Below are 23,477 nucleotides of genomic sequence, written 5' to 3'. Positions count from 1 at the left end.
CCGGTGGGGCGATGCCCGGCTTCGCGCCGCCCGGCGCGGGCGCCTCCGGCGGCCAGGGAGCCCCCGGCGAACACGGGACTCCCCCCGGGTACGCGCACGGGTACGCGCCTCCTCCCGGCTACGGCCCGTCGCCCGGACACGGCCCCGCCCCCGGGTCCGGAACCCACCCGGGGTACGCGCCGCCCCCCGGCCAGGGGGACCCCTACGGCCGTACGCCCCCGCCCGGATACGGCGCCGCCCCGGGCCACGGCACTCCGCCCGGATACGGCCCTCCCCCCGGGTACGCGCACGGGTACGCGCAGGGTCCCGGCTACGGACCCCCCGGGTACGCTCCCCCGCCTGGCCCTGGCAGCCCCGGCGGCCGCTTCGGTCCCGCGCCCCACACGCCGGAGTCCGACGGTCTGTCTCCCGAACCCGTCCGTCCCGGCGTGGTCGCTCTGCGCCCGATGTCCCTCGGCGACGTCTTCAACGGCGCGTTCGGCTACGTCCGCCAGAACCCCCGCACCACCTTCCTGCTGTCCCTGATCGTCATGGCGATCGCCTCGATCGTGGGCAGCATCGCGGCGACCTGGTCCACCAGCGACTCCCTGTCGACGCTCTCCATGTTCGACCAGATCATGGCGGACCCGGAGGCCTTCGACCCCGACGACCCCATGTACGCGTCGTCGCCGATCGCCACCCTGCTCGGGTTCACCGGCAGCCTGATCAACCTGGTGGGCATGGCCGTCCTCACCGGCATGCTCTCCGGTGTCGTCGGCATGGCGGTGCTCGGCCGCCGCCTCACCGTGGAGCAGGCCCGGGCCGTCGTACGCGGCCGGGTCGGCTCCGTCATCGCCCTGGCGTTCATCCGCCTGGGCATCCAGATCGTCATCTGGGTCGTCGTGTTCGTCGCCCTGATGGTGGCCCTGTTCGTCGGGCTCATCATCGGCTTCGGCATGGCCGACCCCACCGCGGGCGTCATCATCGCGGTCCTCATCTCGCTCCTGGCCCTCGCGGTGATCTGCGCCCCGGCCGCGTGGATCTGGGTCCGGCTCTACTACGCCATGCCCCTGATCGTGCTGGAGCGGCTGGGCGCGGGCCAGGCCATGGCCCGCTCGTGGCGGCTCTCCCAGGGCGCCTGGTGGCGCACCTTCGGCTACTGGCTGCTCAGCGGGGCCGTCGTGGTGGTGGTGAACCTCATCCTGACCATGCCGCTCGGGTTCGCCATCGCCCTGCTGTTCGAGATCGACACCTTCGGCCCGGTCCTGGCCGGTGTCGTGAACTACGTGGTCACGGTACTGATCTACGCCCTCACACTGCCCTTCCTCGCCGGGGTGAACACCCTGCTGTGCGTCGACCTGCGGATGCGCGGCGAGGGCCTGGACCTCCAGCTCAACGGGATCGCCCAGCGGGGTCAGCCGGTGGGGTCGGAGGTCTTCCTGCCGGGGTACCGCGCGTGAGGGCGCCTCTCACCGCGCCCCTAGACGTGACCGGGGAGGAGGGTCGGCAGCGCGCGCTGGACGAGCTGTCCGACCCCGTCTACGGCAGCAACGAGCCCTCCCTCCTGGACCGGTTCCTCAACTGGCTGGGCGAGTTCCTCGACTCCCTGGCCCGGGCGGGCGAGGGAGTCGTCCCGGGCGGGTGGATTCTCGCCCTGGTGCTGCTGGTGCTCGCGGTGCTGGTGGTCGCGCTGATCGTCTACCTGCGCCCCTCACGCAACCGCCGGTCCGAACCGCCCCTGCACGAGGGCACGGTGCGCACCGCCGCCGACCACCGAGCACTGTCCGAACAAGCCGAGGCCCGGGGCGACTTCGCGGAGGCGGTCACCGAGCGTCTGCGAGCGATCAGCGTGGACCTGGAGGACCGGGCGATCGTCGGTGCCCGGCCCGGACGGACCGCCACCGAGCTGGCCGTCGAGGCCGCCCGGTCACTGCCCGGTGAGGCGGAGCCGCTCGACGCCGGGGCGCGTCTGTTCAACGACGTGGTCTACGGCGACCGCGCCGCCACCGCGGACTCCGCCCGCACCATGCGCGAACTCGACCTGCGCCTGGGCGCGGCCCGACCCGTACTCGACGACGAGGTGTCCCCATGACGACCACCGCGACGGGGCGGTCGCCCCTGCGGGCCACGGCCGGGCGCGTGTGGCGCGCCGGACGCGTCCCGCTGGCCGTCGTCACCGCGCTGGTCGTGGTGGCGGTCCTGCTGTCGCTGGGCGAGGAGCAGTTCCCCTCCGGCTACCTGGAGCCCGGCAGTCCCGAACCCCAGGGTTCGCGCGCGCTGGCGCGGCTGCTCGACGAGGACTCCGACGTCACCGTCACCCGAACCTCCGAGGCGGCCGCCCGGGCCGTGGAGCGGTCCGGCGACGACACGATCCTGATGTTGTCCCTCGACCACCGGCTGCTCCCCGAGGAGCTGGACGCGCTCGCCGCCCTGGGCACCGACACCTTCCTGGTGCAGCCCTCGCTGCGTTCGCTGCACGCCTTCGCCCCCGGCTCGGACGTGGTCGGCCGCGACCACGGCGACCAGGCGGCCGCACCCGACTGCCCGCTGCCCGACGCGACGCTCGCGGGGAACGCCCGGGTGGCCGGTGAGCTCTACGCGGCCGAACCGGGGGTGGAGGCCCTGGGTTGCTATCCGTCCGGGGACGGGTTCGCGGTACTCCAGGTGGCCACGGACAGCGGTGCCACGACGACGGTGCTGGGCACCGGCTATCCGCTCACCAACCGCGGCCTGGCCGTGTCGGGCAACGCGGCGCTGGCGCTCAACCTGATCGACGCCGAGCACGTGGTCTGGCTGCGGCCCGACCCGCCCACCGAGGTCGGCAGCGCCACCCTGTGGGAACTGGTCCCGCCGGGCCTGCGCTGGTCGTTGGTCCCCCTGACGCTGGCCCTGCTGCTGTTCGCGTTCTGGCGCGGGCGCCGGATGGGCGCGCTGGTGCCGGAGTCGCTCCCGGTGGTGGTCCGGGCGTCCGAGACCACCGAGGGCCGGGCCGGGCTGTACCAGTCCCGCAAGGCGCGCGACCGCGCCGTCGCGGCGCTGCGCGCGGGCTTCCTGGAACGCTCCGTGCCCCGGCTGGGCCTTCAACCGGACGCCTCGCCGGACGCGGTCGTGGCGTCGACGGCCGAGCGCACCGGACGGGACCCGCGGGTCCTCGGTGAGCTGCTGTACCCGGCCCGACCGGACCCGTACACGGCGGACGACGCGGCGATGCAGCGTCTGGCCGCGGAACTTGACCGACTCTCCGAGGAGCTGCGGTGAGCCCGGCGCCACCCCCGCACGGACGAGAACTGACCACTGAGGTATCGAGAGAGGTAGACGGCACGTGAGCGCCTTCACACCCGAGGCACTGCCCTCCGCCGACGAGGCCCGGGCGGCGCTGACCGCCCTGCGCCGAGAGGTGGCCAAGGCGGTCGTTGGCCAGGACGAGACGGTGACCGGCCTGGTCGTGGCCCTGCTGTGCCGGGGCCACGTCCTGTTGGAGGGCGTGCCGGGTGTCGCCAAGACACTGCTGGTGCGCACCGTCGCGCAGGCCCTGTCACTGGACCACAAGCGAGTGCAGTTCACCCCGGACCTGATGCCCGGAGACGTGACGGGTTCGCTCGTCTACGACCAGCACACGGCGAAGTTCGAGTTCATGAAGGGCCCGGTCTTCACCAATCTGCTGCTGGCCGACGAGATCAACCGCACCCCGCCGAAGACCCAGGCCTCCCTCCTGGAGGCCATGGAGGAGCGGCAGGTCACCGTGGAGGGCCGTCCGGTCGCGCTGCCGGACCCGTTCATGGTGGCGGCCACCCAGAACCCCGTCGAGTACGAGGGCACCTACCCGCTGCCCGAGGCCCAGCTGGACCGGTTCCTGCTCAAGGTGACGGTGCCGCTGCCCGAACGCAACGCCGAGGTGGCCATGCTGGGCCGCCACGCCGCCGGGTTCGACCCGAGCGACCTGGTCGCCGCCGGAGTGGAGCCCGTGGCCGGTGCGGCCGAGCTGCACGCCGCCCGCGCCTCGGTGGCCCGGGTGCGGATCGCGCCCGAGGTCCTCGGCTACATCGTCGACCTGTGCCGGGCCACCCGCTACTCGGCCTCCCTCCAGCTGGGCGCCTCGCCCCGTGGCGCCACCGCGCTGTTGCGCACCAGCCGCGCGTGGGCCTGGCTCTCGGGGCGCGACTACGTGACCCCGGACGACGTCAAGGCGCTGGCGAAGGGCACGCTGCGGCACCGGATCGGGCTGCGTCCGGAGGCCGAACTGGAGGGGGCGACCGCCGACGGCGTCCTCGACGGCGTGCTGGCCTCCGTTCCGGTGCCGCGCTGATGGTGGTCACCGGCCGGGCCGCCCTCCTGGCGCTCGTCGCGGCCGCGGCGGTGGCGGTCTCCGGCGGCATCGGCGGGATCGTCACCTACGTCTCGGTGGGCCTGGTGGTGGCGCTGGTCGTGCTCGACGCGCTGTTGGCGCCCGCCCCGAAGCGCCTGCGGTTGGCCCGGGAGGGCGAGACCACACTGCGCCTGGGCGAGACGGCCGAGGTGATCGTGACGGTGGCCAACCCGTCCCGGCGCCGTCTGCGCGGCCGGGTCCGCGACGCCTGGCCGCCGAGCGCGCACGCGTCTCCGAAGTCACAACCGCTGCTGGTGGGCCCCGGGGAGCGCCGACGCGTCCGGACCTCGCTGACCCCCACACGGCGCGGCGACGCCCGCGCGGCCGGTGTGACGGTGCGTGCCGTGGGCCCGCTCGGGCTGGCCGGGCGCCAGGCCACGCTCCCCGCGCCGTGGTCGGTGCGGACCCTGCCGCCGTTCCACAGCCGCAGGCACCTGCCGGGCAAGCTGTCCCGGCTCCGTGAGCTGGAGGGGCAGCACACCGCGATGGTGCGCGGCCAGGGCAGCGAGTTCGACTCCCTGCGCGACTACGTGCCCGGCGACGACGTGCGCTCCATCGACTGGCGCGCCACCGCGCGCAACGACGGCGTGGTGGTGCGGACCTGGCGTCCCGAACGCGACCGGCGCATCCTGGTGGTGCTGGACACCGGTCGCACCTCGGCCGGGCGCGTCGGCGACACCCCGCGGTTGGACCACGCGATGGACGCCGCGCTGCTGCTGACCGCGCTGGCGGGCAGGGCGGGCGACCGGGTGGACTTCATGGCCCACGACCGGACGGTGCGCGCCCAGGTACGGGCCTCGGGCAGGGGCAGCCAGGTCAACCGGGTCGTGGAGGCGATGGCTCCGCTGGAGTCCAGCCTGGTGGAGTCGGACCCGGCCGCTCTGGTGAGCGCGGTACTCGCCCAGGGGCGGGCGCGCAGGCTCGTGGTGCTGCTGACCGACCTCAACGCCACCTCCCTGGAGGAGGGGCTGCTGCCGAGGCTGCCGCTGCTGTCCGCGCACCACCTGCTGTTGGTGGCGGGAGTGCGTGATCCGGCCGTCGAGGAGATGGCGGCGGGCCGGGGAACCCCGGAGGCCCTGTACCGGGCTGCCTCGGCCGAGCGGACACTGGGCGAGCGGCAGCGGATCAGCCGGGAGCTGCGCCGGATGGGCGCGGAGGTGGTGGACGCGGGCCCCGAGCAGATCGCTCCGGCCCTGGCGGACGCCTACATCAACCTGAAGGCCCAGGGCAGGCTCTAGGTGGACTGACCACGGAGGTTGGTAACACCAACCCCGGCTGAGACAAGCGCAGAGGGCCTCCGGTAGCGGTGTGGATCGCGAGATCCGCACCGACGCACCGGAAGGCCCTCCATGCCCCGCACCCCACGCCGACGCACCCCTGCCCCCCGGCGTTCCGGGTCAGTCCTCGCGGGGATTCTCCCGGGCTTCCCCAGGCGTGCCCTCGCCGATCCCCTCACGGGGCTCCCCCTCGGCCCCCTCAGGGGCGCCGCCGCGCAGGTGCGTGCCCACTTCGAGCACCGCGCGCTCCTCGGCCAGCCTGCGCACGGCCTCCTCCTGGGAGACGGTGGAGCGCGGGGTGACCAGGCTGACCAGCACCCCCGACACCAGGGCCGCGCCCAGCGAGGGGATCACCGCGTTGCCCCAGAAGGCGGCGAACGACGCGACACCGTTGACGACCAGGGCAGCCGCCGAGCCGCCCAACATCGCGGCGACACCGCCCTGCCAGGTGGCACGGGGCCAGAACCGGCCCAGGAGCGACGCCACCAGCAGACCGGTGAGCACGGTGGAGATCATCAGCGTGATGTAGCCGATGAGGGTCGTGGCCATGAGCGCGAACACGAGGGCCAGGCCCATCACCCCGACCAGTCCCCAGCGCGAGTACCGGACCACGTGCTCGGGGTCGGGCAGCCTGCCCGTGACCAGCTGGGAGATGTCGCGCACCAGGATCGTGACGCTGACGATGGCGTCGGAGTCGCCCGAGGACATGGTGGCGGACAGCCCGGCGACGAGCAGGAACGCGCCCAGCCACACCGGGAACAGCGTGGTGACCAGGTACGGGAAGGCCATGTCCGGGTTGGCGAGGTTCGGGTCGAGACCGCGCGCCGACATCCCGGCGATCGCGGGCAGGATCGAGAAGGCCGCGAAGAGCAGCCCGGCCAGGACGAAGCTGCGGCGCACGGTCCGCACGTCGGCGGCGGCGTAGATCCGCTGACGGTACGAGGGGGTGGCCAGCACGCCCACGGCGATGACCACGGCCAGCGAGAGCGCGGGCAGCGGACCCAGGGCCTGGTATCCGAAGAGCGAGAGCGCCTCCTCGGAGGAACCCTCGCCCAGGCCCTCGAAACCGCCGACGCTCACCAGTGCCAGGACGGCGAGGACCGTGAATCCGAGGAAGAGGATGGTGCCCTGGATGGCGTCGGTGACGACCACTGCGAGGTACCCGCCGACCACGGTGTACACGCCGAAGCCGAGGGCGATGACCACCTTGGCGGTGCCCTGGTCCAGGTCGGTGAGGAAGGACAGGTACATGGCCCCGCCCATGATGTGGGCGCCCAGCCATCCCACCGAGGCGAGGAGGAGCAGGACCGCCACCAGCCCCTTGATCGCGCGGCTGGCACCGAAGTAGGAGCTCATCTCCTCGGGGAAGGTCATGAACCCCTTCTCCCGCACGTCGGAGAACAGCCACAGGAGGAGGAAGACTCCCACCGCGCCGCCGACCCCGTACAGGGTCCCGGCCCACCCGTTCTGGTAGGCGAAGCCCACGGCTCCCAGGCTGGAGCCGGTGCCGACGAGGGTGGCCAGGGTGCTACCCATGACCAGCGGGGTGCCCAGACCGCGACCCGCGAGGAGGAAGTCCTCGCCGTTCTTCGTGCGCCGGGCGACCCACCAGCTGACGGCGATCATCAGCAGCACGGACGCGAGCAGGGCCGACAGGTAGACGGCGTGGGAAGGGTTCACGACGAACCTCCGGAGGGTGACGGGGGGTCAGGGGGTGGGGATGGGGGGATGTGCGGGTGGGGGTCCGGGAGGAGCCGGGGGCGGGACCCGGTGAGGGGTGCGGGTGGAACGAGGGGGCCGCGCGGCCCGGAACCGGGCCGGACCGCGCGGGCGGAGAGAGCGCTGGTCAGAGCCCCGGGTGGTAGAGGACCGCGTCGACCTCGATGTCGAAGCCGGGCAGGTCCGCCTGGATGGTGGTGCGCACCGGCGCCCGGTCCCCGAAGTACTCCGCGAACACCCCGTTCATCGCCTGGAAGTCGTCGAGGTCGCGCAGGTACACCCGGGCCTGGACCGCGTCGGTCAGGCTCGCCCCGGCGGCCGCAGCCACCGTGGACAGGTTGTCGAAGGTGGCCTTCGCCTGCTCCAGGAACGTGCCCTCGATCACCGTGCCGTCGGTGCGGTGCGGCGTGGCTCCGGCCAGGTAGACGAAGTCCCCGGCCACGACGGCGTGGGAGTAGGGGCCGCCGGGCGGGGCGGCGTCCGGGGTGTTGACGATTCTCTTCTCGGCCTTGTTCTCGGCCATGTTTCCTCCTGGGTTGGGGTGGTTCCGGTCACGTGCGGAGCGGATCAGAACAGGGTGCGGACGGCGTCGACGACCCGCCCGCCCCCGTCGACGACGGGGATCAGCGGCCACTTGTCGAACACCGTGCAGGCGTGGGAGAGACCGAGTTCGACGACGTCGCCGACGCGCAGCGCCTCCCCCTCCGGGCCGCTGAGGTCGAGGAACGCGTGGTGGTCGTTGAGCTCGACCACGCGCACGCCTCCGGTGAGGGGTACCCGTTCACCGTCGCGCAGCACCGCGCGGGGGACGGGCAGGTCGACGTCGAACGACACGTCGCGCTTACCGACCCCGAGCAGGGCGCGTCCCGGTTCGGGCCGGGACAGCACCCGCGCGTGGCAGCTCAGGGCGGGGCGCAGGGGGTCGTCGTCGGCGGCGGAGCGCAACGGCGACGCCCGTTCCATGAACAGGTCGTCGTGGGTCACGTAGCATCCCGACCGCACGATCCGGCGGACCGGGAGCGACAGCTCCGGGGGCGCGGCGAGGGCGTCGGAGACCAGGTCGGGGTAGCTGCTGCCGCCCGCGGTGACGATCACCTCGGCGGCGCCGTCGAACAGTCCCTCGGAGTCGGCCCGCCGGGCGAAGTCGTACAGGCGGTCCAGCCAGGCGCGGACGCGTTCCGGGGAGTCGTCGTCGCGGCGCTGCGGGAACACCCCCTCGAAGGCCTCCACGCCGACGAGGGCGAGGGTGGGGCGGGAGGCCACGACGCGGGCCAGGTCCAGGGCCTGGTCGAGGTCGCGGACGCCGGTGCGGCGTCCGGTCACGCCCAGTTCCACCAGAACCGGCAGCGGGCGCGCCGCCCCGATCAGGGCACGGTCCATGGCGTCGACGCCCTCGACGGAGTCCACCAGGCACAGCGGCGTGAACCCGGGGTCGGCCAGGGCGCCGGACAGCCAGGCGAGCTGGTCGGGGTCCACGACCTCGTTGGCGATGAGTACCCGGGGGACGCCGAAGCGGCGCATCACCCGGGCCTGGGCGACGGTGGCGGCGGTCAGGCCCCACGCGCCGCGTGCGAGCTGCTCCGACCAGAGCCGGGGCGCCATCGTGGTCTTGGCGTGCGGGGCGAGGTCGACCCCGCGTTCGGAGCACCATCGGGCGAAGCGGTCGAGGTTGTGGCGCAGGGCCGCTTCGTCCAGGGTGACGGCGGGCAGCCAGAGGTCGCCCAGGCACAGGTCGGCGGCCCGGACTCGGTCGGCGGAGGTGGGGCTGTCGGGCAGGGAGCGGGCCTCGACGGGGTCGGAGTCGAGGGCGGACAGGGGGCCGGCCGGGAGCGGCCCGGCGGCGGGCGGCCCGGAGGAGGACCCGGTGCCCCGGCACTCCCCGGTGGTGGAGTCCGGGGTGGCGGTGACGCCGCCCGGGGTGTCCGGTCGCGGTTCCGTGGGCGGGGTGGTCTCGGTCAACGTGCGCTCCCGTCGTGTTCGGCGCCCCGGGTCCGTTCGCGGAGGGACGGTTGGGGGAAGGGTTCGTCGAAGTCCTCGGGTCGGTCCAGGCGGCGCACGGCCGAGCGCACCCGTGCCTGCCGCTCCTCCTCGGCCCCGCGCTGGGCCCCGCTCAGGGGCACCCACACGGGCGGCGGCTCGGCGGCGCGCGGGGTGAGCAGGCGGCCGTCCGCGTAGGTGGCGGTGTTGGTGAGGCGCAGCGGGGCCGCCCGGGTGCCGCCGTGCACGTCGACGACGGGGAAGCTCCCCTCCTCCGCCTCGAAGACGGCGATGTCGGCGGCCGCGCCCGGGCGCAGGGTCCCGGCGTCCAGACCGAAGGCGCGCGCGGGGCGGCAGGTGGCCGCGGCCACGGTGTCGGTCAGTTCCATGCCCGCGGCGAGGGCCTTGCCCATGACGGTCGGCAGGTCGAACGCGGGACCGTAGACGGAGCGGATGTGCAGGTCCGTGGAGAGGAGGGGGAGCAGTCCGGCGGAGAGCTCGGCTTCCAGCACGTCGAAGGCGAAGGCGCCGGAGCCGTGGCCGAGGTCGAACAGCACGCCCGCGTCGCGCAGGCGCAGGAGGGTGTCGGAGGGTCGGCCGTTGACGACCAGCCCGGCGGCGACCCCGGTCGCGCAGTGGGTGACGACGTCCCCTTCGGTGAGCAGGGGCGCGAGGTCGGCGAGGTCGGGCGGGCCGTAGCCGATGTGCACCATGAGCGGGAGTTCCAGGCGGCGGGCCAGGGTCACCGCCCTGCGGAGGGGTTCCAGGCCGTGCGCGCCGACGGTGTGGGTGTCCATACGAGCCTTGACCCCGCGCACGAGGCCACCATGCCGGGCGGCCTCGGAGACCGCCGCGTCGACGTCGAGGTTCTCCAGGACGTGGTGTTCGCCCGTGCGGCCGACGAGCCCGATCCCGGAGACGTTGACCAGCGCGTGGACGCGGAACGGCGCGGGGTCGGCCACGGCGCGGCGCAGCCCCTCCAGCCCGTAGGCTCCGGCGGAACCCGCGTCGATCCAGGTCGTGACACCGGTGCGCCAGGCGATCGGTTCGGGGTCCACGCCCCAGTAGGTGGCGCCGTGCAGGACGTGGGTGTGCGCGTCCACGAGACCGGGGAGCACCAGTCGGCCGTGGACGTCCTCGACCCGGGCGGCCCGGCCGGGCGGGAGGTCCTCGGCGACCTCGGCGATCCTTCCGGCCCGGACGGCGACGTCGGCGATCGCGTCGCGTCCGGAGGCCGGGTCGATGACGCGGCCTCCGCGCAACAGGAGGTCCCACATTCCAGCCACCCCCTTTCGTTGCGTATAGCGCAACACTGTTGCGCCATGAACAACATATTGAATAGCATTCGCCGGTGACGCGGGTCAATACACCCCCGAAGGCCCGCCACCACCGAACCGGAGGCCGTGAGTGAGCACGCAGCGACGGAACGAGGCACCCGTACCGCCGGTCCCCGCGCACTCCCCCGACGACACCCCCCGACCCGCTCTCGACGCGGTGTGCGTGGGCGAGACGATGGCACTCCTGGTCCCGGAGGCGCCCGGTCACACCGCCCCGCGGTTCCACACCGAGATCGGCGGCGCGGAGTCGAACGTGGCGGTGCACCTCGCCCGCGCAGGCCGGCGGGTCGCCTGGCGCAGCGCCCTCGGCGACGACGTGTTCGGACACCACGTCCGCGAACGCCTCACCGACACCGGCGTGCGCTGCCTGGTCCGCGAGGACACCGAGCGCTCCACCGGGCTGTACATGAAGGAACCCTCCTCCGGAGGCACCCGGGTGCGCTACTGGCGCCGCGGCTCGGCCGCCTCCGCCCTGCACCCGGGGGACGCCGCCGAGGTCTGGCGCTGGCGCCCCCGTCTGGTGCACACCACCGGCATCACCGCCGCCCTCTCCGATACGGCGCGAGGTCTGGTCGGGGAGCTGTTCGAGCGCACTCCCCCGGGCACACTGCGCTGCTTCGACGTGAACTACCGTCCCGCGCTGCACGGGCCCGCCAACGCCGGGCTCCTGCTCGACCTGGCCCGCGGCGCCGACGTCGTGTTCTGCGGTCTCGACGAGGCGCGGGCGCTGTGGGGCGTGCGGACCCTGCCCGACCTGGTGGCGCACCTGACCGGCCGCGCCCCCTCCCCCGGCCTCCTCGTGGTCAAGCAGGGCGCCGAGGGAGCCACCGCCGTGCGCGACGGGCACAGCTGGTTCGAACCCGCGCCCCCGGTGGAGGTGGTCGAACCCGTCGGAGCCGGGGACGCCTTCGCCGCCGGGTTCCTGCACCGCCTGCTGGACGACGCGCCCCTGCCCGACTGTCTCTCCGAAGGCGCCAGACTGGCCGGGGTGGTGCTCGGGCTCCCCGGGGACATCCCGCCCCGGCCGGAGGGGTCCGCCGCCGCCCGGTGAGGGGCCGAAAGCGCGGCCCGGAACCACCTCCGCACACACCAGGGGCCGCCCCGGCCCCTGCCGACCAAGGGGAGATCCACCGGTGTCCAACAGTGTCGAACGCGCCCTGCGCGTCCTCGTGGAGCTGGCCGAGGGCCCCGTCACCAACAGTGAGCTCGGCCGCCGCCTCGACGTGCACCGCGCCACCACCCTGCGTCTGCTGCGCACCCTGGAGGAGGAGCGTTTCGTGCGCCGCGAAGAGGACGGCGCGTACCGGCTGGGCCCCCGGCTGGCCGCCCTCGCCGCCGCCGCCTTGGAGGGGCTGGACGTCCGGGCGAGCGCCGCGCGCCACCTGGCCGCGCTGGGCGACGCCTGCGGGCAGACCGTCCACCTGGGCGTGCTGGAAGGCGACAGGGTGATGTACCTGGACAAGGTGGAGTCGCGGCAGGCCGTGCGCATGTACTCCCACATCGGGGCGCTGGCCCCGCTGCACGCCACCGGGATCGGCAAGGTGCTCCTCGCGTCGATGTCCGCCGCGGAGCGGGACGCGCTGCTCGGACCGGACCCCTACCCCCGGTTCACCCCGAACACGCTCACCGACCGCGCGTCCCTGGACGAGGTGCTCGACCGCACCGCGCGCCAGGGGTGGGCCCTGGACGACTTCGAGCACGAGGAGTTCATCCACTGCGTGGCCGCGCCCGTGTACGACGCGGCCGGGCGCGTGGCCGCCGCGATCTCCGTCTCCGCGCCGAGCATGGTCCTGGACCGGCCCGGGCTGCTCGCGATGACCGAGGACCTCACCACCACCGCGTACGCCGTCAGCGAGGAGCTGGGATGGAGCCGACGATGAGCACCACGTGTACCGACGACACCGCCGGGCGGTCCGGCGGGGTCCCCTCGGGACCGGTCCCGACCTGGGCCGACTTCTTCGACCGCGGCCTGGCCGCCGTCCCCCTCGTCCTCATCCTTCGGGGCCTGGCCCCCGACGAGGCGGTGGCCGCCGCCCGGACCGCCTGGGCGGCCGGAGTAGGCCTGGTGGAGGTCACCCAGGAGTCGGCGGCCGGACCCCCCGCCCTGGAGGCCGTCGTCCGGGCCGCCGGGGGACGTCTGCCCGTGGGAGCCGGGACGGTGACCACCCCGGAGCGGCTGCGCCGCGCGGTGGACGCCGGAGCACGGTTCGGCGTGGCCCCCGGGCTCGACCCGGACACCGTCGCCGAGGCCGACCGCCTCGGCGTACCGTTCCTGCCCGGGGTGTCCACGCCCACCGAGGTCGGGCAGGCGCTGCGGATGGGCCTCACCCGGGTGAAGGCGTTCCCCGCGAGCGCGCTGGGACCGTCCTGGGTGTCCGCCGTCGCCGGGCCGTTCCCCGAGGTACGGGTGGTGGCCACGGGCGGGGTCACCGCCGCGAACGCCGCCGCGTTCCTGCGCGCGGGCGCGGTCGGCCTGGGCGTGGGCCGCTCCGCGACCGAGGGCGGCGGGCTGTCCGCGCTGGTCCGGGCGCTCTGAGCGCCGCACACGGAGGGCCCCCCGCGTCGGACGTCCCGCGTCGGGCATCATGTGACCCATGGCTCCTCCCCCCGAAGCCCGTAACCGCGCCGACGGACCCGTGTACGGACACCTGGTCCAGGCCCGCGACATCCACGGCGGCGTGACCGTGCACACGGCCCCGGCTGCCGGTCCGGTACCCGACGTCTCCCTCGATCCACCGCGTCCCGCCACGGCCACGCGCGGACGCGACGACCTGCTGACGACGCTGCGCCGGGCCATGCGTGACGGCGAACCGGTGCCGCACGTGCTCACCGGGCCCGGCGGGTTCGGCAAGACCACCATCGCGGCCGCCCTCGCCGAGCACGCCCGAGCGGAGGGCTGGACGGTGTTCTGGGTGCGCCCCGACACGATCCTGCCGAGCATGCTGGAGGTCGCCGTCGAACTGGGCGGCGCCCGGGAGGAGGCCGACAGCTTCCGGGCGGCACCTCGCCAGGCCGCCCGCTGGGTCTGGCGGCACCTGGACTCCGCCCCCCGGCCCTGGCTGCTGGTGATCGACAACGCCGACCGGCCCGAGCTGCTGGACCCGGAGAACCGGCCCGGAGAGCAGCGCGGCTGGTTGCGCTCCAGCCCGGGCGGGTTCGTCCTGGTCACCAGCCGTGTCGACGACCCCGCGCTGTGGGCGCCCGCGACCGTGCACCACGTGGACTCCCTTGGGGACGCGGACGCGGCGACGGCCCTCACCGACCACGCGGGTGGGCAGCGGTCACCGGGCGCCGAACGACTCGCCGCGCGGCTGGGCGGCGTCCCCCTGGCCCTGGCACTCGCCGGTCGCATCCTGGCCACCCACGGTGTCCTCTTCCCCGACGCGGACGCGCTGCTGGGCCACCTCGACCAGGACCTCACCCGACTCGACGCGCTCTCCGCCCCGGCGGCGGCCGGTGAGGACGACGAGCGCCGCCTGCTCTCCGGGGTGTGGGAGCTGTCCCTGCGCGTGGTGGGCGAGCGGAACCCGCAGGCGATCCCCCTGCTGCGGGTCCTGGCGGTCCTCGGAGCCGACTCCCATGCCGTCCCCCTGCGCAGGCTCCCGCTGAGCGAGTTGGCCGAGGGTCCCATGGCCTCCCTCGACGAGGCGGGGTTGGCCCGGGCGATCAACGCTCTGGTCGTGCACGGGTTGGTCACCACCTCCCGTCAGGTCACGGGCACGGTCTCCCTGCGGCTGCACCCGCTGGTGTCCGAGACCCTACGGGCGCACCTGGGGCCCGACTCCGAGCCACTGCTGGAGACGGCACGGCGGCTCCTGGAGTGGCGGGCCGACCACGATCTCGCCCTGGAGATGGGGGCGTACTCGGCCCTGCACGTCGTTCTGCTGCGGCTCCACGGCCACGCCCACCCGGACACCGTTCGGGCGCACATCCGGTTCCACCGGGCCGTCATGCTCCTCGGGTTCGAGGAGAGGGCGGAGCTGGGCCTGCGGGACATCGTCGACCGGAGTCGCGCCGACCTGGGTGATGAGCACGTGGAGACCCTGCGCGCACGGCACGCGCTGGCCGACGCCCTACGCGCCCGCGACCGGATCGAGGAGGCGGAGGACATCTACCTCGCCGTGTTCGACGCGCGCGAACGGGTGCTGGGCCCGCTGCACCCGGACACGCTGAGCACCCGCCACCAGGTCACCCTCATGGCCGCGCTCCGTGGCGACCTGGACACTGCGGAGGAGGGGTTCCGGGCGCTCTGGCGGACGTACGCGGACCATTCCCAGGAGGACGACCAGGTCGCGCTGAGCACGCTGGAGAACCTCTCCTTCGTCCTCCTGTACCGAGGTGACCACGACGGCGCGGAGGAGGGGTTCCGCAGGGTCGCGCGGTTCCGCGCCACGGCTCTCGGGGAGATGCACCCGACCACGATCGACGCCCACTTCGGCCTGGCCAGGGTCGCCTTCGAGCGGGGAGACCACCGGGCCGCGGCCGAGGCGTTCGGCCGGGTCGTGGAGTGGCGTGAGGAGGCCCTCGGCGGAGACCACGCCCTGACGGACCAGGCGCGGGAGTGGCGGGAGAGGGCGATCCGGTCCCTCGGGAGCGGCTGACCCGTCAGCGACAGGACGCGACGGCGGCGACCAGCGCCGACCACTCCCGGGCCCCCAGCCCCACTACGGCGGCGTCACGGTTCCCGGTGTCCCGGACCAGCACCGAGGCGTGCTCCCGGAGCGCCACCTCGACGCAGTGCGCGTTCTCCATACTGCTGTGGCTGCTCTTGATCCACTCCTCCGGGCCGGTTCCCCGGTACCCGACCTCCACGCAGTGGTTCGCCATGTTACTGTGACTGCTCTTGAACCATCGCAGGGACTCGTCCATACAACAGATGGTGCCACCGAGGGCCCGGAATCACAGGCCCTTCGACCCGTTCACCCCGCCACGGGCACGGCGGCGGGGGCGTTCTCGATGTCGCCGGTCTCGCCCTCCTGACACGCCTTCTTGCCCACGGTGAACACGTAGACGAAGAACAGCACCTCGGCCACCACGCCGATGCCGATGGCCGCCCAGGTGTTGGTGACCCACCCGGTGACCAGGCCCTCGATCAGGCCCGAGACGAACAGCACCACCGCCAGACCCAGGACCACCGCGATGGCCGCCCGGGCCTCCTCGCCGAGGGCCCGCAGACGGGTCCGCTCCCCCGGGGCGACGAGCGTCCACCCGAGCTTGAGGCCCACTCCCCCGGCCACGAACACGGCGGTCATCTCCAGCAGGCCGTGCGGGAGGATCAGCGCGAAGAAGACGTCGCCCCGCCCCATCGCGAACATCATCCCCCCGGCCATGCCCAGGTTGAGGGCGTTGACGAACAGCACGGCGAGGGTGGGCAGCCCGAAGGCGACCCCGTAGATGATCGCCTGCGCTGCCACCCAGGCGTTGTTGGTCCACACCTGGGCGGCGAAGGAACCGGCCGGATTCTCCACGTAGTAGTTCGCGAAGTCGTACTCGACGTACCGGGCGATGGACTCCGGTGTGCCCAGCGCGGCGAGCACCGTCGGGTCGTTGGCGACCCACGCCCCGGCCGCGGTGGCCACGGCGAGGGTCCCGGCGGTCACGCCGATCCACCACCAGCGCAGCCGGTAGAGCACGGCCGGGAACACCCGGGTGAAGAATCCGGCGACGTCCGTCCAGGTGGAGGCGTGCGAGCCGGTGACCGCCGACCGGGCGCGGGCCACCTGGGAGGTGAGCCGCCCGGCCAGCTCGGGGTCCTGGCCCGAGGAGCGCACCACCGACAGGTGGGTCGACACCCTCTGGTAGAGGTCGACGAGCTCGTCGACCTCCTCGCCCGTGAGCGAACGGCGCCGACGCACCAGGGCGTCGAGCCGCTCCCACTCGCGGGCGTGCGCGGCGGCGAAAACGTCGATATCCACGTAAGGGACACTACTGGATACGGTCCCGGCCGCCGCGACGGGTGCGAACGCCGCCACGCGCGGGCGGGTAGTGTCAAGGGGACGGTTTCAGACACCCGGTAAGGGAGCGTGCGCTGGTGTCCTATCCCGGTGGTGGCGAGACCCGTGACGACGTGTACGGCACGACGCCGCTGGTCACGGGTGACGCGGTCGTGCTCGAACTGCGCCCCGCCGGGTTCGCCACGCGCGCCGCCGCCTACGCGATCGACTTCCTGCTCCAGGTCATCGCCCTGATCTCCCTGGGTGTGGTGGCGTCCTGGATCGGGGTCACCGTCGACTTCGCCGCGACCAGCGCGATCTACCTGGGCGCCTCGATCCTCATCATGGTCGGCTACCCGACCGCGTTCGAGTCGATCTCGCGCGGGCGATCCCTGGGAAAAATGGCGCTGGGGCTGCGGGTGGTGGGTACCGACGGCTCCCCCGAACGCTTCCGGCAGGCGCTGGGCCGCGCCCTCTCGGGGTTCGTGGAGCTGTGGCTGACCTTCGGCGTCGTCGCCCTCGTCACCTCGATGATCAACCGGGACGGCCGCCGGGTCGGTGACTTCGTGGCCGGGACGATGGTGGTCGAGGAGCGCTCCGGCCGCCGCCGCGACACCGCCGTCCCGATGCCCCCGCACCTGGCCGGGTGGGCGGCGACGATCGAGTTGTCCCGTCTTTCCCCGGAGACCGCCAACGCCGCCCGTCAGTACGTGCTGCGCTACGGCGAGCTGGCCGAGCACACCCGGCACGAGATGGGCACCCGGCTCGCGGACGCGGTGGCCGCGCAGGTCAGCCCGCTGCCGCCGCCCGGTACCACCCCGCCGTACTACCTCGCGGCCGTGCTGGCCGAACGTCGCCGCCGGAGCCTGGAGGCCATGAACCACGGCCGACCGGGCGGGTTTCAGGGGCGCCAGGAGTTCAGGTAGGCCCGTTGGTCCGGGGTGAGGGCGTCGATCCCCACCCCCAGTGCCGCGAGTTCGAGGCGGGCCACCTCGTTGTCGGTCTCCTCGGGCACCTCCACCACACCGGGGCGGAGGGAGCCGTGCTCCCGGGCCAGCCACTCGGTGGTGAGCGCCTGCACGGCGAACGACATGTCCATGACGGCGGCCGGGTGGCCCTCCGCGGCCCCCAGGTTGACCAGGCGCCCCTCGGACAGCAGGAGCAGCCTGCGGCCGTCCGCGAACTCGTACTCGTCCGCCTGCTCACGCACGCCCCGGTCCACCGACACCGTCAGCGACTCCAGCGCGTGCAGGTCGATCTCCAGGTCGAAGTGGCCCGAGTTGGCCAGGATCGCGCCGTCGCGCATCACCGCGAGGTGCTCGCGGCGGATCACGTCCCGGTTCCCGGTGGCGGTGACGAACACGTCCCCGACCGCCGCCGCGGTCTCCATGGTGGCCACCGTGTACCCCTGCATCACAGCGTCCAGCGCCTTGACCGGGTCCACCTCGGTGACGACCACGTTGGAACCCATGCCCCGGAAGCGCTCGGCCAGGCCCCGGCCGCAGTAGCCGAACCCGGCCACGACCACGGTCCGGCCCGCCAGCAGGGTGTTGGTGGCGCGCAGGACCCCGTCCACGGTCGACTGGCCGGTGCCGTACCGGTTGTCGAACATCCGCTTGGTACGGGTGTCGTTGACCGCGACCATCGGCAGCCGGAGCTCGCCCTCCGCGCTCATCCGCCGCAGCCGGATCACCCCGGTGGTGGTCTGCTCGCACCCGCCCAACACCCCGTCGAGGAGCTCGGGACGCGTGTGCGCGGTGTTCACCAGGTCGCAGCCGTCGTCCAGCAGCAGGTGCGGCCGGGACTCCAGGACGGTGACCAGGTTGCGGTCGTAGGCGGCGGTGTCCATGCCCGCCCAGGCGTGCACGGCCACCCCGTACTCGGCCACCAGGGCGGCGGCGGTGTCGTCCTGCGTGGAGAGCGGGTTGGAGGCGGCCAGCCACACCTGGGCCCCGCCCGCGCGCAGCACGCGGAGCAGGTTGGCGGTCTCGGCGGTCACGTGCAGGCACGCGGCCACCCGCAGGCCGTCGAGGGGCCGCTCCTCGGCGAACCGGGCGCGGACGCTGCGCAGGACCGGCATGGAGCGTTCGGCCCACGCCACACGGCGGACCCCGGCCTTCGCGAGGCCGAGGTCCGCCACCTCGTGTGAGGGAGGAGTCATCTGGGAGGGGACTCGTCCTAGTAGCGGTAGTGGTCGGGCTTGAACGGCCCGGCCACGTCCACGCCGATGTAGGCGGCCTGCTCCTTGGTGAGCTCGGTCAGCTTGACGCCGAGCGCGTCCAGGTGCAGACGGGCGACCTTCTCGTCGAGGATCTTCGGCAGCGTGTACACGTCGGTCGGGTACTCGTCGGGCTTGGTGAAGAGCTCGATCTGGGCGATGACCTGGTTGGTGAAGCTGTTGGACATCACGAAGCTGGGGTGGCCGGTGGCGTTGCCCAGGTTCAGCAGACGGCCCTCGGAGAGCACCAGGACGGACTTGCCGTTCTCCTGGGTCCACTCGTGGACCTGCGGCTTGATCTCCTTCTTGGTGATCCCGGGGACCTTCGCCAGCCCGGCCATGTCGATCTCGTTGTCGAAGTGGCCGACGTTGCCGACGATCGCCTGGTGCTTCATGCGCAGGATCTGGTCGGCCATGATCACGTTGAAGTTGCCGGTGGTGGTGACGAAGATGTCACCGACCTCCAGCACGTCCTCCAGCGTGGTGACCTGGAACCCGTCCATGGCGGCCTGGAGGGCGTTGATGGGGTCGATCTCGGTGACGATCACGCGGGCGCCCTGGCCGCGCAGCGCCTCGGCCGAACCCTTGCCGACGTCGCCGTATCCGCAGACCACGGCGACCTTGCCGCCGATGAGGACGTCGGTGGCGCGCATGATGCCGTCCGGCAGCGAGTGGCGGATGCCGTACTTGTTGTCGAACTTGCTCTTGGTGACGGAGTCGTTGACGTTGATCGCGGGGAACGACAGGCTGCCGTCACGCTGCATCTCGTAGAGGCGGAGCACACCGGTGGTGGTCTCCTCGGTGACGCCCTTGATGCCCTGGGCGATGGTGGTCCACTTGGCGGAGTCCTTCTTGAGGCTCTCCTGGAGGAGGGTGAGGACGACCTCGAACTCCTCGCTGTCGGCGGTGGAGGGGTCCGGGACGGCACCGGCCTTCTCGAACTCGGCGCCCTTGTGGACGAGCATGGTGGCGTCGCCGCCGTCGTCGAGGATCATGTTGGGGCCCTCGCCGGGCCAGGTGAGGGCCTGCTCGGTGCACCACCAGTACTCCTCCAGGGTCTCGCCCTTCCAGGCGAAGACCGGGACACCCTGGGGGTCCTCGACGGTGCCGTTCGGACCGACCACCACGGCGGCCGCGGCGTGGTCCTGGGTGGAGAAGATGTTGCAGGAGACCCAGCGGACCTCGGCGCCCAGGGCGACGAGCGTCTCGATGAGGACGGCGGTCTGCACGGTCATGTGCAGCGAGCCCATGATGCGGGCACCCGCGAGGGGCTTGCTGTCACCGAACTCGGCGCGGGTGGCCATGAGGCCGGGCATCTCGTGCTCGGCGAGACGGATCTCGTCGCGGCCGAACTCGGCCAGGGAGAGATCGGCGACCTTGAAGTCGAAAGCCATGCGTTCCTCACTCGTCAAGTCATGGTTGCCACCCGATTCTAGGCCCGCGTCCACCGTCCGCACACAAAGCTCACACAGAAGTGTCAGATTCGCTCGATGCGGCGGCGATGGTGGGTTACAGTCACGTGCATGGCCGCCCTCGACGACGACCCCACCGCGCCCGGACCTCCCCGTTCGCCGGTCCCCATCTCGGCGGCCGCCGAGCGGGTCGGCAGCACGGCCCGCATGCTGCGCTACCGCGAGGGCCTCGGGCTGCTTCCCCGTACCCAGGAACAGCCCACGGGTCGCGGCCACCGGCACCGCCGGTTCACCGAGGAGGACCTGCGCACGATCGCGGGCGGGCTGGAGCTGGAGCGCGAGTTCGACATCCCGCCCGCCGCACTGGCCTTCGCCCTGCGGGTCCTGGCCGAGCCCGAGGTCCTCGCACGGGTGCGCGCGCACGGCGAACGCCTGGGCAGGCTGGCGGCCGCCCCCACCCGCGCCCTGGACTTCGAGAAGGAGAAGGCCATGCGCCTCCTGCTCGCCCGCCGTCCGACCGGCGCCGGCGGCCCGGTCGGCACGGACACGGGGACGCGCGGCGCACACTCCGGTTGACACAGGGTCACGGCCGCCTCCGGTCACCGGCACCTTCCCTTCGGCATGTTTTGGCAAAGAGTCCACGGGCTACGGATGAGACCGTGGACAGCCAACGAGGTGACGCGCCCTGGGACTCCCTCCCCGAGCACGTGCGCCAGGAACTCAGGGACGTCGACCTCCTCCGGGAGGTCTGGGCCAAGCGGCGCCAGGACCGCACGCGCGAGCGGCACCGGGCGGCGCGGCGGGAGCTGACGCGCGACCGCGTCCGGGAGTGGGGCGGCGGGGCCGACCTCACCGAGCTGCTGCTGAACGGGGACTCGGTCTCCGGTGAGCCGCTGACCGGACCGCACGTCGCGGCGCTCGCCGGGCGGGTCGCCGAACTCCCAGCCCTGAGCGGGGGTCCGAAGGACCCGTGGACGGCCTCCGGGCCCCTGCGGGCCGTGCTGTCCACCGAGCACACGGTCCGGCTGGCCGAGGCGGCCGCGGCGCCCGCCCACCCGGTGGTGCGGGCCGCCCACGCCTACGCCGAGTGCGTGCGCGTGGCCGCCGAGGTCTCCGGCGGGGAGCCGCTCCGAGGCGGGGCCGACTGGGTGCTGCCGTGGGTGCTCGCCTCCCGCGTCCTCCAGCGGGCCGACCTGCCCCCGTTGCTCCTGGACCCGTCGTCACCGCCGCCGGCCCCGGGGGACAAACGCGTTCCCGACGGAGGGCTGGCCCCGGTCGTCTCGCACCTGGCGGGCCTGGTCACCAGCGCCCTGCGTGACGAACTCGCCTGGCACACCGGTTCCGGGGCTCCCGCCGACGGCCCCGTCCCCCCGCTGAACGCCGTGACGCGGCGTCGCGTCCTCGACCACGTCCGCTCCCGGCGCGGCTCGGTCGCGCTCCTCCTGGGCGCCCTGGACCCCGCCGCGACCGCCACGGTGACCTCGGGGGACGGTGACCGGGTGGAGGGCCCGACGCACTGGTGGAGCTGTCTGGAACTGGCCGCGGACGGGGCGGCGCTGGCCCTGTACGTGGTGGTGCGGGACGTGGGCAGCCCGCCCTCGGGCGTGCTGGCGGTGACCGCGAACGCCCGCCTGACCACCTCGGAGGGGGTGCGTCAGGTGTGGGAGATCAACCGAGGCGACAGCGTCACCGTGCTACCCACCGACTGCGTGGACGACCGCTGGCCGCAGGTACGGGACCTCGTCGACGAGGCGGTGTCGCGCTCCGTGGACACGCTCACCCGTGTGTGAGGGGAGGGAGTACCGGGCGGAGCAAGGTGGGCGGGGCCGGGAGCGGTTCATTTCTGTAGGCCCAGGAGCACCAGGATCAGCAGCAGGATGATGATGGTGACCAGTACCGCCGGGATCACCCAGCCCTGCTGGAGGAGGGAGTCGGGCTGGCTCGGCTGCCGCTGCGGCGCGTAGGTCTGGTTCGGGTTGACCGCCCCGGTCATCATGGGGTTGGCGTTCTGGTGCGCCGCGTGCTGCTGGTGGTGCGGAGCGGGCATGCCCGGGCGGGGGTTCGACAGTCCCGGGTGCGCGCCGAAACCGCCGTGCCGTGGGTCGGAGCTCATCGGGTGGCCCATCTGCCCGAGGCGGGGGTTGGAGGTCCCCGGGTGTGCGCCGAAGGAGCCCGGGTTGGACACGCCCGGCGGGTAGCCCATGCCCGGCTGTCCGCCGGTGTGCGGGTACTGCGGGTGCACGGGCGGCAGTTGGTTGCCGTTGAGGAGACCGGTCTGGGCCACCCGCTCGCCCTGCTTGAGCGCGTCCTCGGCGCCGCTGGCGGGGGCCGGGCCGTCGTGGCCGAGCAGCCGCATGAGCAGTGTCTGCGCGTTCGGTCGGCGGTGGGGGTCCTTGTCCAGGCACGACTCCACGATCGGCCGCAGCGCCTCGTCCACGCCGTCCAGGTCCGGCGGGGCGCTCACCACGCGGTGCACCACCGCGGGGACGGTGTCCGAGCCGAACGGGGCGCGCCCGGTCGAGGCGAACGCGATCACGCAGCCCCAGGCGAAGATGTCGCACTTGTCGGTGATGCCGCGGCCCTCGATCTGCTCCGGCGCCATGTAGGAGGGCGTGCCGACGATCGAGTTGGTCATGGTGGCGGTGCCGTCGTCGACCCGGGCGATCCCGAAGTCGATCACGCGCGGGCCGTCCGGCCCCAGCAGCACGTTGCCGGGCTTGAAGTCGCGGTGGACGATCCCCGCCTTGTGGATGGCCACCAGTGCGGTGGCGGTCGAGACCGCCAGGCGCTGGAGCGCGGCGCCACGGACCGTCTTGTCCCTGGTCACCGTCTCCTGGAGGTCCTTGCCCGGGACGAACTCGCTGACCACGTACGGAGGGTCGTCGTCGAGCTGGGCGTCGATGATCGCCGCCGTGCAGAAGGACGCGACCCGCTGGGCGGCCCGGACCTCCTTCTCGAACCGCTTGCGCAGGTCGGCGTCGGCGGACCACTGGTCGTTGAGGACCTTGACCGCGTACTGGTCGCCGTCGGCGTCCTCGGCGAGGTAGACGATCCCCTGCCCGCCCTTGCCGAGCCGTCCGGTCACGCTGTAGTCGCCGAACGCGGAGGGGTCGCTCGGCAGTAGCGATTCGGGACCGGGCATCGATGTCCTCCTGGGAGGTGGCTGGAGCGGGGGCGCACTTCAGAGTACGGGTACGGGGCGCCGGGTGGGGCCGCGCTCAGGCGCGTCCCTCACAGGTGTCCCTGACCCGTCGTACCG

General features: G+C 73.3%; 21 protein-coding genes. 12 read left to right on the top strand and 9 right to left on the bottom strand.

Annotated features, from left to right (window positions below; all coding sequences use genetic code 11):
* Positions 1–11 precede the first annotated feature (11 nt).
* From ACFYL4_RS04125 to ACFYL4_RS04105, 5 genes are all read left to right on the top strand, one after another.
* A complete protein-coding gene (locus ACFYL4_RS04125) occupies positions 12–1,439 on the top strand; it encodes a glycerophosphoryl diester phosphodiesterase membrane domain-containing protein (RefSeq protein ID WP_387516268.1) in 1,428 nt (475 codons plus the stop codon).
* A complete protein-coding gene (locus tag ACFYL4_RS04120; protein WP_387516266.1) occupies positions 1,436–2,071 on the top strand; it encodes a DUF4129 domain-containing protein in 636 nt (211 codons plus the stop codon). Before ACFYL4_RS04125 ends, ACFYL4_RS04120 begins: the two co-directional genes overlap by 4 nt.
* A complete protein-coding gene (locus tag ACFYL4_RS04115) occupies positions 2,068–3,237 on the top strand; it encodes a DUF4350 domain-containing protein (RefSeq protein ID WP_357768755.1) in 1,170 nt (389 codons plus the stop codon). The genes ACFYL4_RS04120 and ACFYL4_RS04115 overlap by 4 nt, the downstream gene beginning before the upstream one ends.
* Positions 3,238–3,301: 64 nt before the next feature.
* Complete coding sequence (locus ACFYL4_RS04110) at positions 3,302–4,285, top strand: MoxR family ATPase (protein ID WP_357768753.1); 984 nt, start codon at positions 3,302–3,304, stop codon at positions 4,283–4,285.
* Positions 4,285–5,583 carry a DUF58 domain-containing protein gene (locus tag ACFYL4_RS04105; RefSeq protein ID WP_357768751.1) on the top strand — a complete coding sequence of 433 codons (1,299 nt, stop codon included), beginning with the start codon at positions 4,285–4,287 and terminating at the stop codon, positions 5,581–5,583. The genes ACFYL4_RS04110 and ACFYL4_RS04105 overlap by 1 nt, the downstream gene beginning before the upstream one ends.
* Before the next feature lie 159 nt (positions 5,584–5,742).
* On the opposite strand, the gene ACFYL4_RS04100 is transcribed toward ACFYL4_RS04105, so the two are convergent.
* The 4 genes from ACFYL4_RS04100 to ACFYL4_RS04085 form a co-directional block, all read right to left on the bottom strand.
* A complete protein-coding gene (locus ACFYL4_RS04100) occupies positions 5,743–7,248 on the bottom strand; it encodes a sodium:solute symporter family protein (protein ID WP_357768771.1) in 1,506 nt (501 codons plus the stop codon).
* A gap of 220 nt (positions 7,249–7,468) precedes the next feature.
* Entirely contained in the window at positions 7,469–7,864 is a 396-nt protein-coding gene (locus tag ACFYL4_RS04095; RefSeq protein ID WP_357768749.1) for a RidA family protein, read from the bottom strand.
* 44 nt (positions 7,865–7,908) lie between these two features.
* On the bottom strand, positions 7,909–9,300 hold the full coding sequence (locus ACFYL4_RS04090) for an alanine racemase (protein ID WP_387516263.1): 1,392 nt from the start codon (positions 9,298–9,300) through the stop codon (positions 7,909–7,911).
* On the bottom strand, positions 9,297–10,595 hold the full coding sequence (locus ACFYL4_RS04085) for an amidohydrolase family protein (protein ID WP_387516615.1): 1,299 nt from the start codon (positions 10,593–10,595) through the stop codon (positions 9,297–9,299). The genes ACFYL4_RS04090 and ACFYL4_RS04085 overlap by 4 nt, the downstream gene beginning before the upstream one ends.
* Positions 10,596–10,818: 223 nt before the next feature.
* Between ACFYL4_RS04085 and ACFYL4_RS04080 the strand changes: the two genes are divergently transcribed.
* The 4 genes from ACFYL4_RS04080 to ACFYL4_RS04065 all read left to right on the top strand — a co-directional run bounded on the left by ACFYL4_RS04080 (position 10,819) and on the right by ACFYL4_RS04065 (position 15,256).
* Positions 10,819–11,706, top strand: coding sequence for a sugar kinase (locus tag ACFYL4_RS04080; protein WP_387516613.1), 888 nt, complete (start codon positions 10,819–10,821; stop codon positions 11,704–11,706).
* Between the two features lie 82 nt (positions 11,707–11,788).
* A complete protein-coding gene (locus tag ACFYL4_RS04075) occupies positions 11,789–12,535 on the top strand; it encodes an IclR family transcriptional regulator (RefSeq protein WP_357768745.1) in 747 nt (248 codons plus the stop codon).
* Positions 12,532–13,191, top strand: coding sequence for a bifunctional 4-hydroxy-2-oxoglutarate aldolase/2-dehydro-3-deoxy-phosphogluconate aldolase (locus tag ACFYL4_RS04070; RefSeq protein ID WP_357768743.1), 660 nt, complete (start codon positions 12,532–12,534; stop codon positions 13,189–13,191). Before ACFYL4_RS04075 ends, ACFYL4_RS04070 begins: the two co-directional genes overlap by 4 nt.
* A gap of 58 nt (positions 13,192–13,249) precedes the next feature.
* Positions 13,250–15,256: a tetratricopeptide repeat protein gene (locus ACFYL4_RS04065; RefSeq protein ID WP_387516260.1), complete on the top strand. Its 2,007-nt coding sequence runs from the start codon at positions 13,250–13,252 to the stop codon at positions 15,254–15,256.
* Between the two features lie 4 nt (positions 15,257–15,260).
* Here ACFYL4_RS04065 and ACFYL4_RS04060 read toward each other — a convergent pair whose 3' ends face one another.
* Positions 15,261–15,524, bottom strand: a complete 264-nt coding sequence (locus ACFYL4_RS04060) for a DUF397 domain-containing protein (RefSeq protein ID WP_387516257.1) — start codon at positions 15,522–15,524, stop codon at positions 15,261–15,263.
* A 50-nt stretch (positions 15,525–15,574) separates the two neighbouring features.
* Positions 15,575–16,570: a stage II sporulation protein M gene (locus ACFYL4_RS04055; protein ID WP_357768737.1), complete on the bottom strand. Its 996-nt coding sequence runs from the start codon at positions 16,568–16,570 to the stop codon at positions 15,575–15,577.
* 116 nt (positions 16,571–16,686) lie between these two features.
* Here ACFYL4_RS04055 and ACFYL4_RS04050 point away from each other — a divergent pair, with 116 nt between their 5' ends.
* A complete protein-coding gene (locus tag ACFYL4_RS04050) occupies positions 16,687–17,514 on the top strand; it encodes an RDD family protein (RefSeq protein ID WP_387516254.1) in 828 nt (275 codons plus the stop codon).
* Here ACFYL4_RS04050 and ahcY (ACFYL4_RS04045) read toward each other — a convergent pair.
* The gene (gene ahcY, locus ACFYL4_RS04045) at positions 17,490–18,749 is read right to left on the bottom strand and encodes an adenosylhomocysteinase (RefSeq protein ID WP_357768729.1); all 1,260 of its coding nucleotides are present in this window, start codon (positions 18,747–18,749) and stop codon (positions 17,490–17,492) included. The genes ACFYL4_RS04050 and ahcY (ACFYL4_RS04045) overlap by 25 nt on opposite strands.
* 17 nt (positions 18,750–18,766) lie before the next feature.
* A complete protein-coding gene (ahcY, locus tag ACFYL4_RS04040; protein WP_357768727.1) occupies positions 18,767–20,200 on the bottom strand; it encodes an adenosylhomocysteinase in 1,434 nt (477 codons plus the stop codon).
* 129 nt (positions 20,201–20,329) lie between these two features.
* On the opposite strand from ahcY (ACFYL4_RS04040), the gene ACFYL4_RS04035 reads away from it, so the two are divergent.
* Positions 20,330–20,794 carry a MerR family transcriptional regulator gene (locus ACFYL4_RS04035; RefSeq protein ID WP_357768725.1) on the top strand — a complete coding sequence of 155 codons (465 nt, stop codon included), beginning with the start codon at positions 20,330–20,332 and terminating at the stop codon, positions 20,792–20,794.
* An 83-nt stretch (positions 20,795–20,877) separates the two neighbouring features.
* A complete protein-coding gene (locus tag ACFYL4_RS04030) occupies positions 20,878–22,008 on the top strand; it encodes a hypothetical protein (protein ID WP_357768723.1) in 1,131 nt (376 codons plus the stop codon).
* Positions 22,009–22,055: 47 nt separating this feature from the next.
* Here the strand turns inward: ACFYL4_RS04030 and ACFYL4_RS04025 are convergent, their stop codons facing one another.
* Positions 22,056–23,360 carry a protein kinase gene (locus ACFYL4_RS04025; RefSeq protein WP_387516251.1) on the bottom strand — a complete coding sequence of 435 codons (1,305 nt, stop codon included), beginning with the start codon at positions 23,358–23,360 and terminating at the stop codon, positions 22,056–22,058.
* Between the last annotated feature and the right edge of the window lie 117 nt (positions 23,361–23,477).

Source organism: Nocardiopsis sp. NPDC006938 (assembly GCF_042869555.1).
In the GTDB taxonomy this organism is placed as follows: domain Bacteria; phylum Actinomycetota; class Actinomycetes; order Streptosporangiales; family Streptosporangiaceae; genus Nocardiopsis.
This window is presented reverse-complemented; position numbering and strand designations above follow the sequence as displayed.

What these genes read in the sequence shown, in the direction of transcription:
- ACFYL4_RS04125 (WP_387516268.1), top strand. Translation starts at nt 12, where the DNA reads ATGCCCGGCTTCGCGCCGCCCGGCGCGGGCGCCTCCGGCGGCCAGGGA.
- ACFYL4_RS04115 (WP_357768755.1), top strand. Translation starts at nt 2,068, where the DNA reads ATGACGACCACCGCGACGGGGCGGTCGCCCCTGCGGGCCACGGCCGGG.
- ACFYL4_RS04105 (WP_357768751.1), top strand. Translation starts at nt 4,285, where the DNA reads ATGGTGGTCACCGGCCGGGCCGCCCTCCTGGCGCTCGTCGCGGCCGCG.
- ACFYL4_RS04100 (WP_357768771.1), bottom strand. Translation starts at nt 7,248, where the DNA reads ATGATCGCCGTCAGCTGGTGGGTCGCCCGGCGCACGAAGAACGGCGAG.
- ACFYL4_RS04095 (WP_357768749.1), bottom strand. Translation starts at nt 7,864, where the DNA reads ATGGCCGAGAACAAGGCCGAGAAGAGAATCGTCAACACCCCGGACGCC.
- ACFYL4_RS04085 (WP_387516615.1), bottom strand. Translation starts at nt 10,595, where the DNA reads ATGTGGGACCTCCTGTTGCGCGGAGGCCGCGTCATCGACCCGGCCTCC.
- ACFYL4_RS04070 (WP_357768743.1), top strand. Translation starts at nt 12,532, where the DNA reads ATGAGCACCACGTGTACCGACGACACCGCCGGGCGGTCCGGCGGGGTC.
- ACFYL4_RS04065 (WP_387516260.1), top strand. Translation starts at nt 13,250, where the DNA reads ATGGCTCCTCCCCCCGAAGCCCGTAACCGCGCCGACGGACCCGTGTAC.
- ACFYL4_RS04060 (WP_387516257.1), bottom strand. Translation starts at nt 15,524, where the DNA reads ATGGACGAGTCCCTGCGATGGTTCAAGAGCAGTCACAGTAACATGGCG.
- ahcY (WP_357768729.1), bottom strand. Translation starts at nt 18,749, where the DNA reads ATGACTCCTCCCTCACACGAGGTGGCGGACCTCGGCCTCGCGAAGGCC.
- ahcY (WP_357768727.1), bottom strand. Translation starts at nt 20,200, where the DNA reads ATGGCTTTCGACTTCAAGGTCGCCGATCTCTCCCTGGCCGAGTTCGGC.
- ACFYL4_RS04035 (WP_357768725.1), top strand. Translation starts at nt 20,330, where the DNA reads ATGGCCGCCCTCGACGACGACCCCACCGCGCCCGGACCTCCCCGTTCG.
- ACFYL4_RS04025 (WP_387516251.1), bottom strand. Translation starts at nt 23,360, where the DNA reads ATGCCCGGTCCCGAATCGCTACTGCCGAGCGACCCCTCCGCGTTCGGC.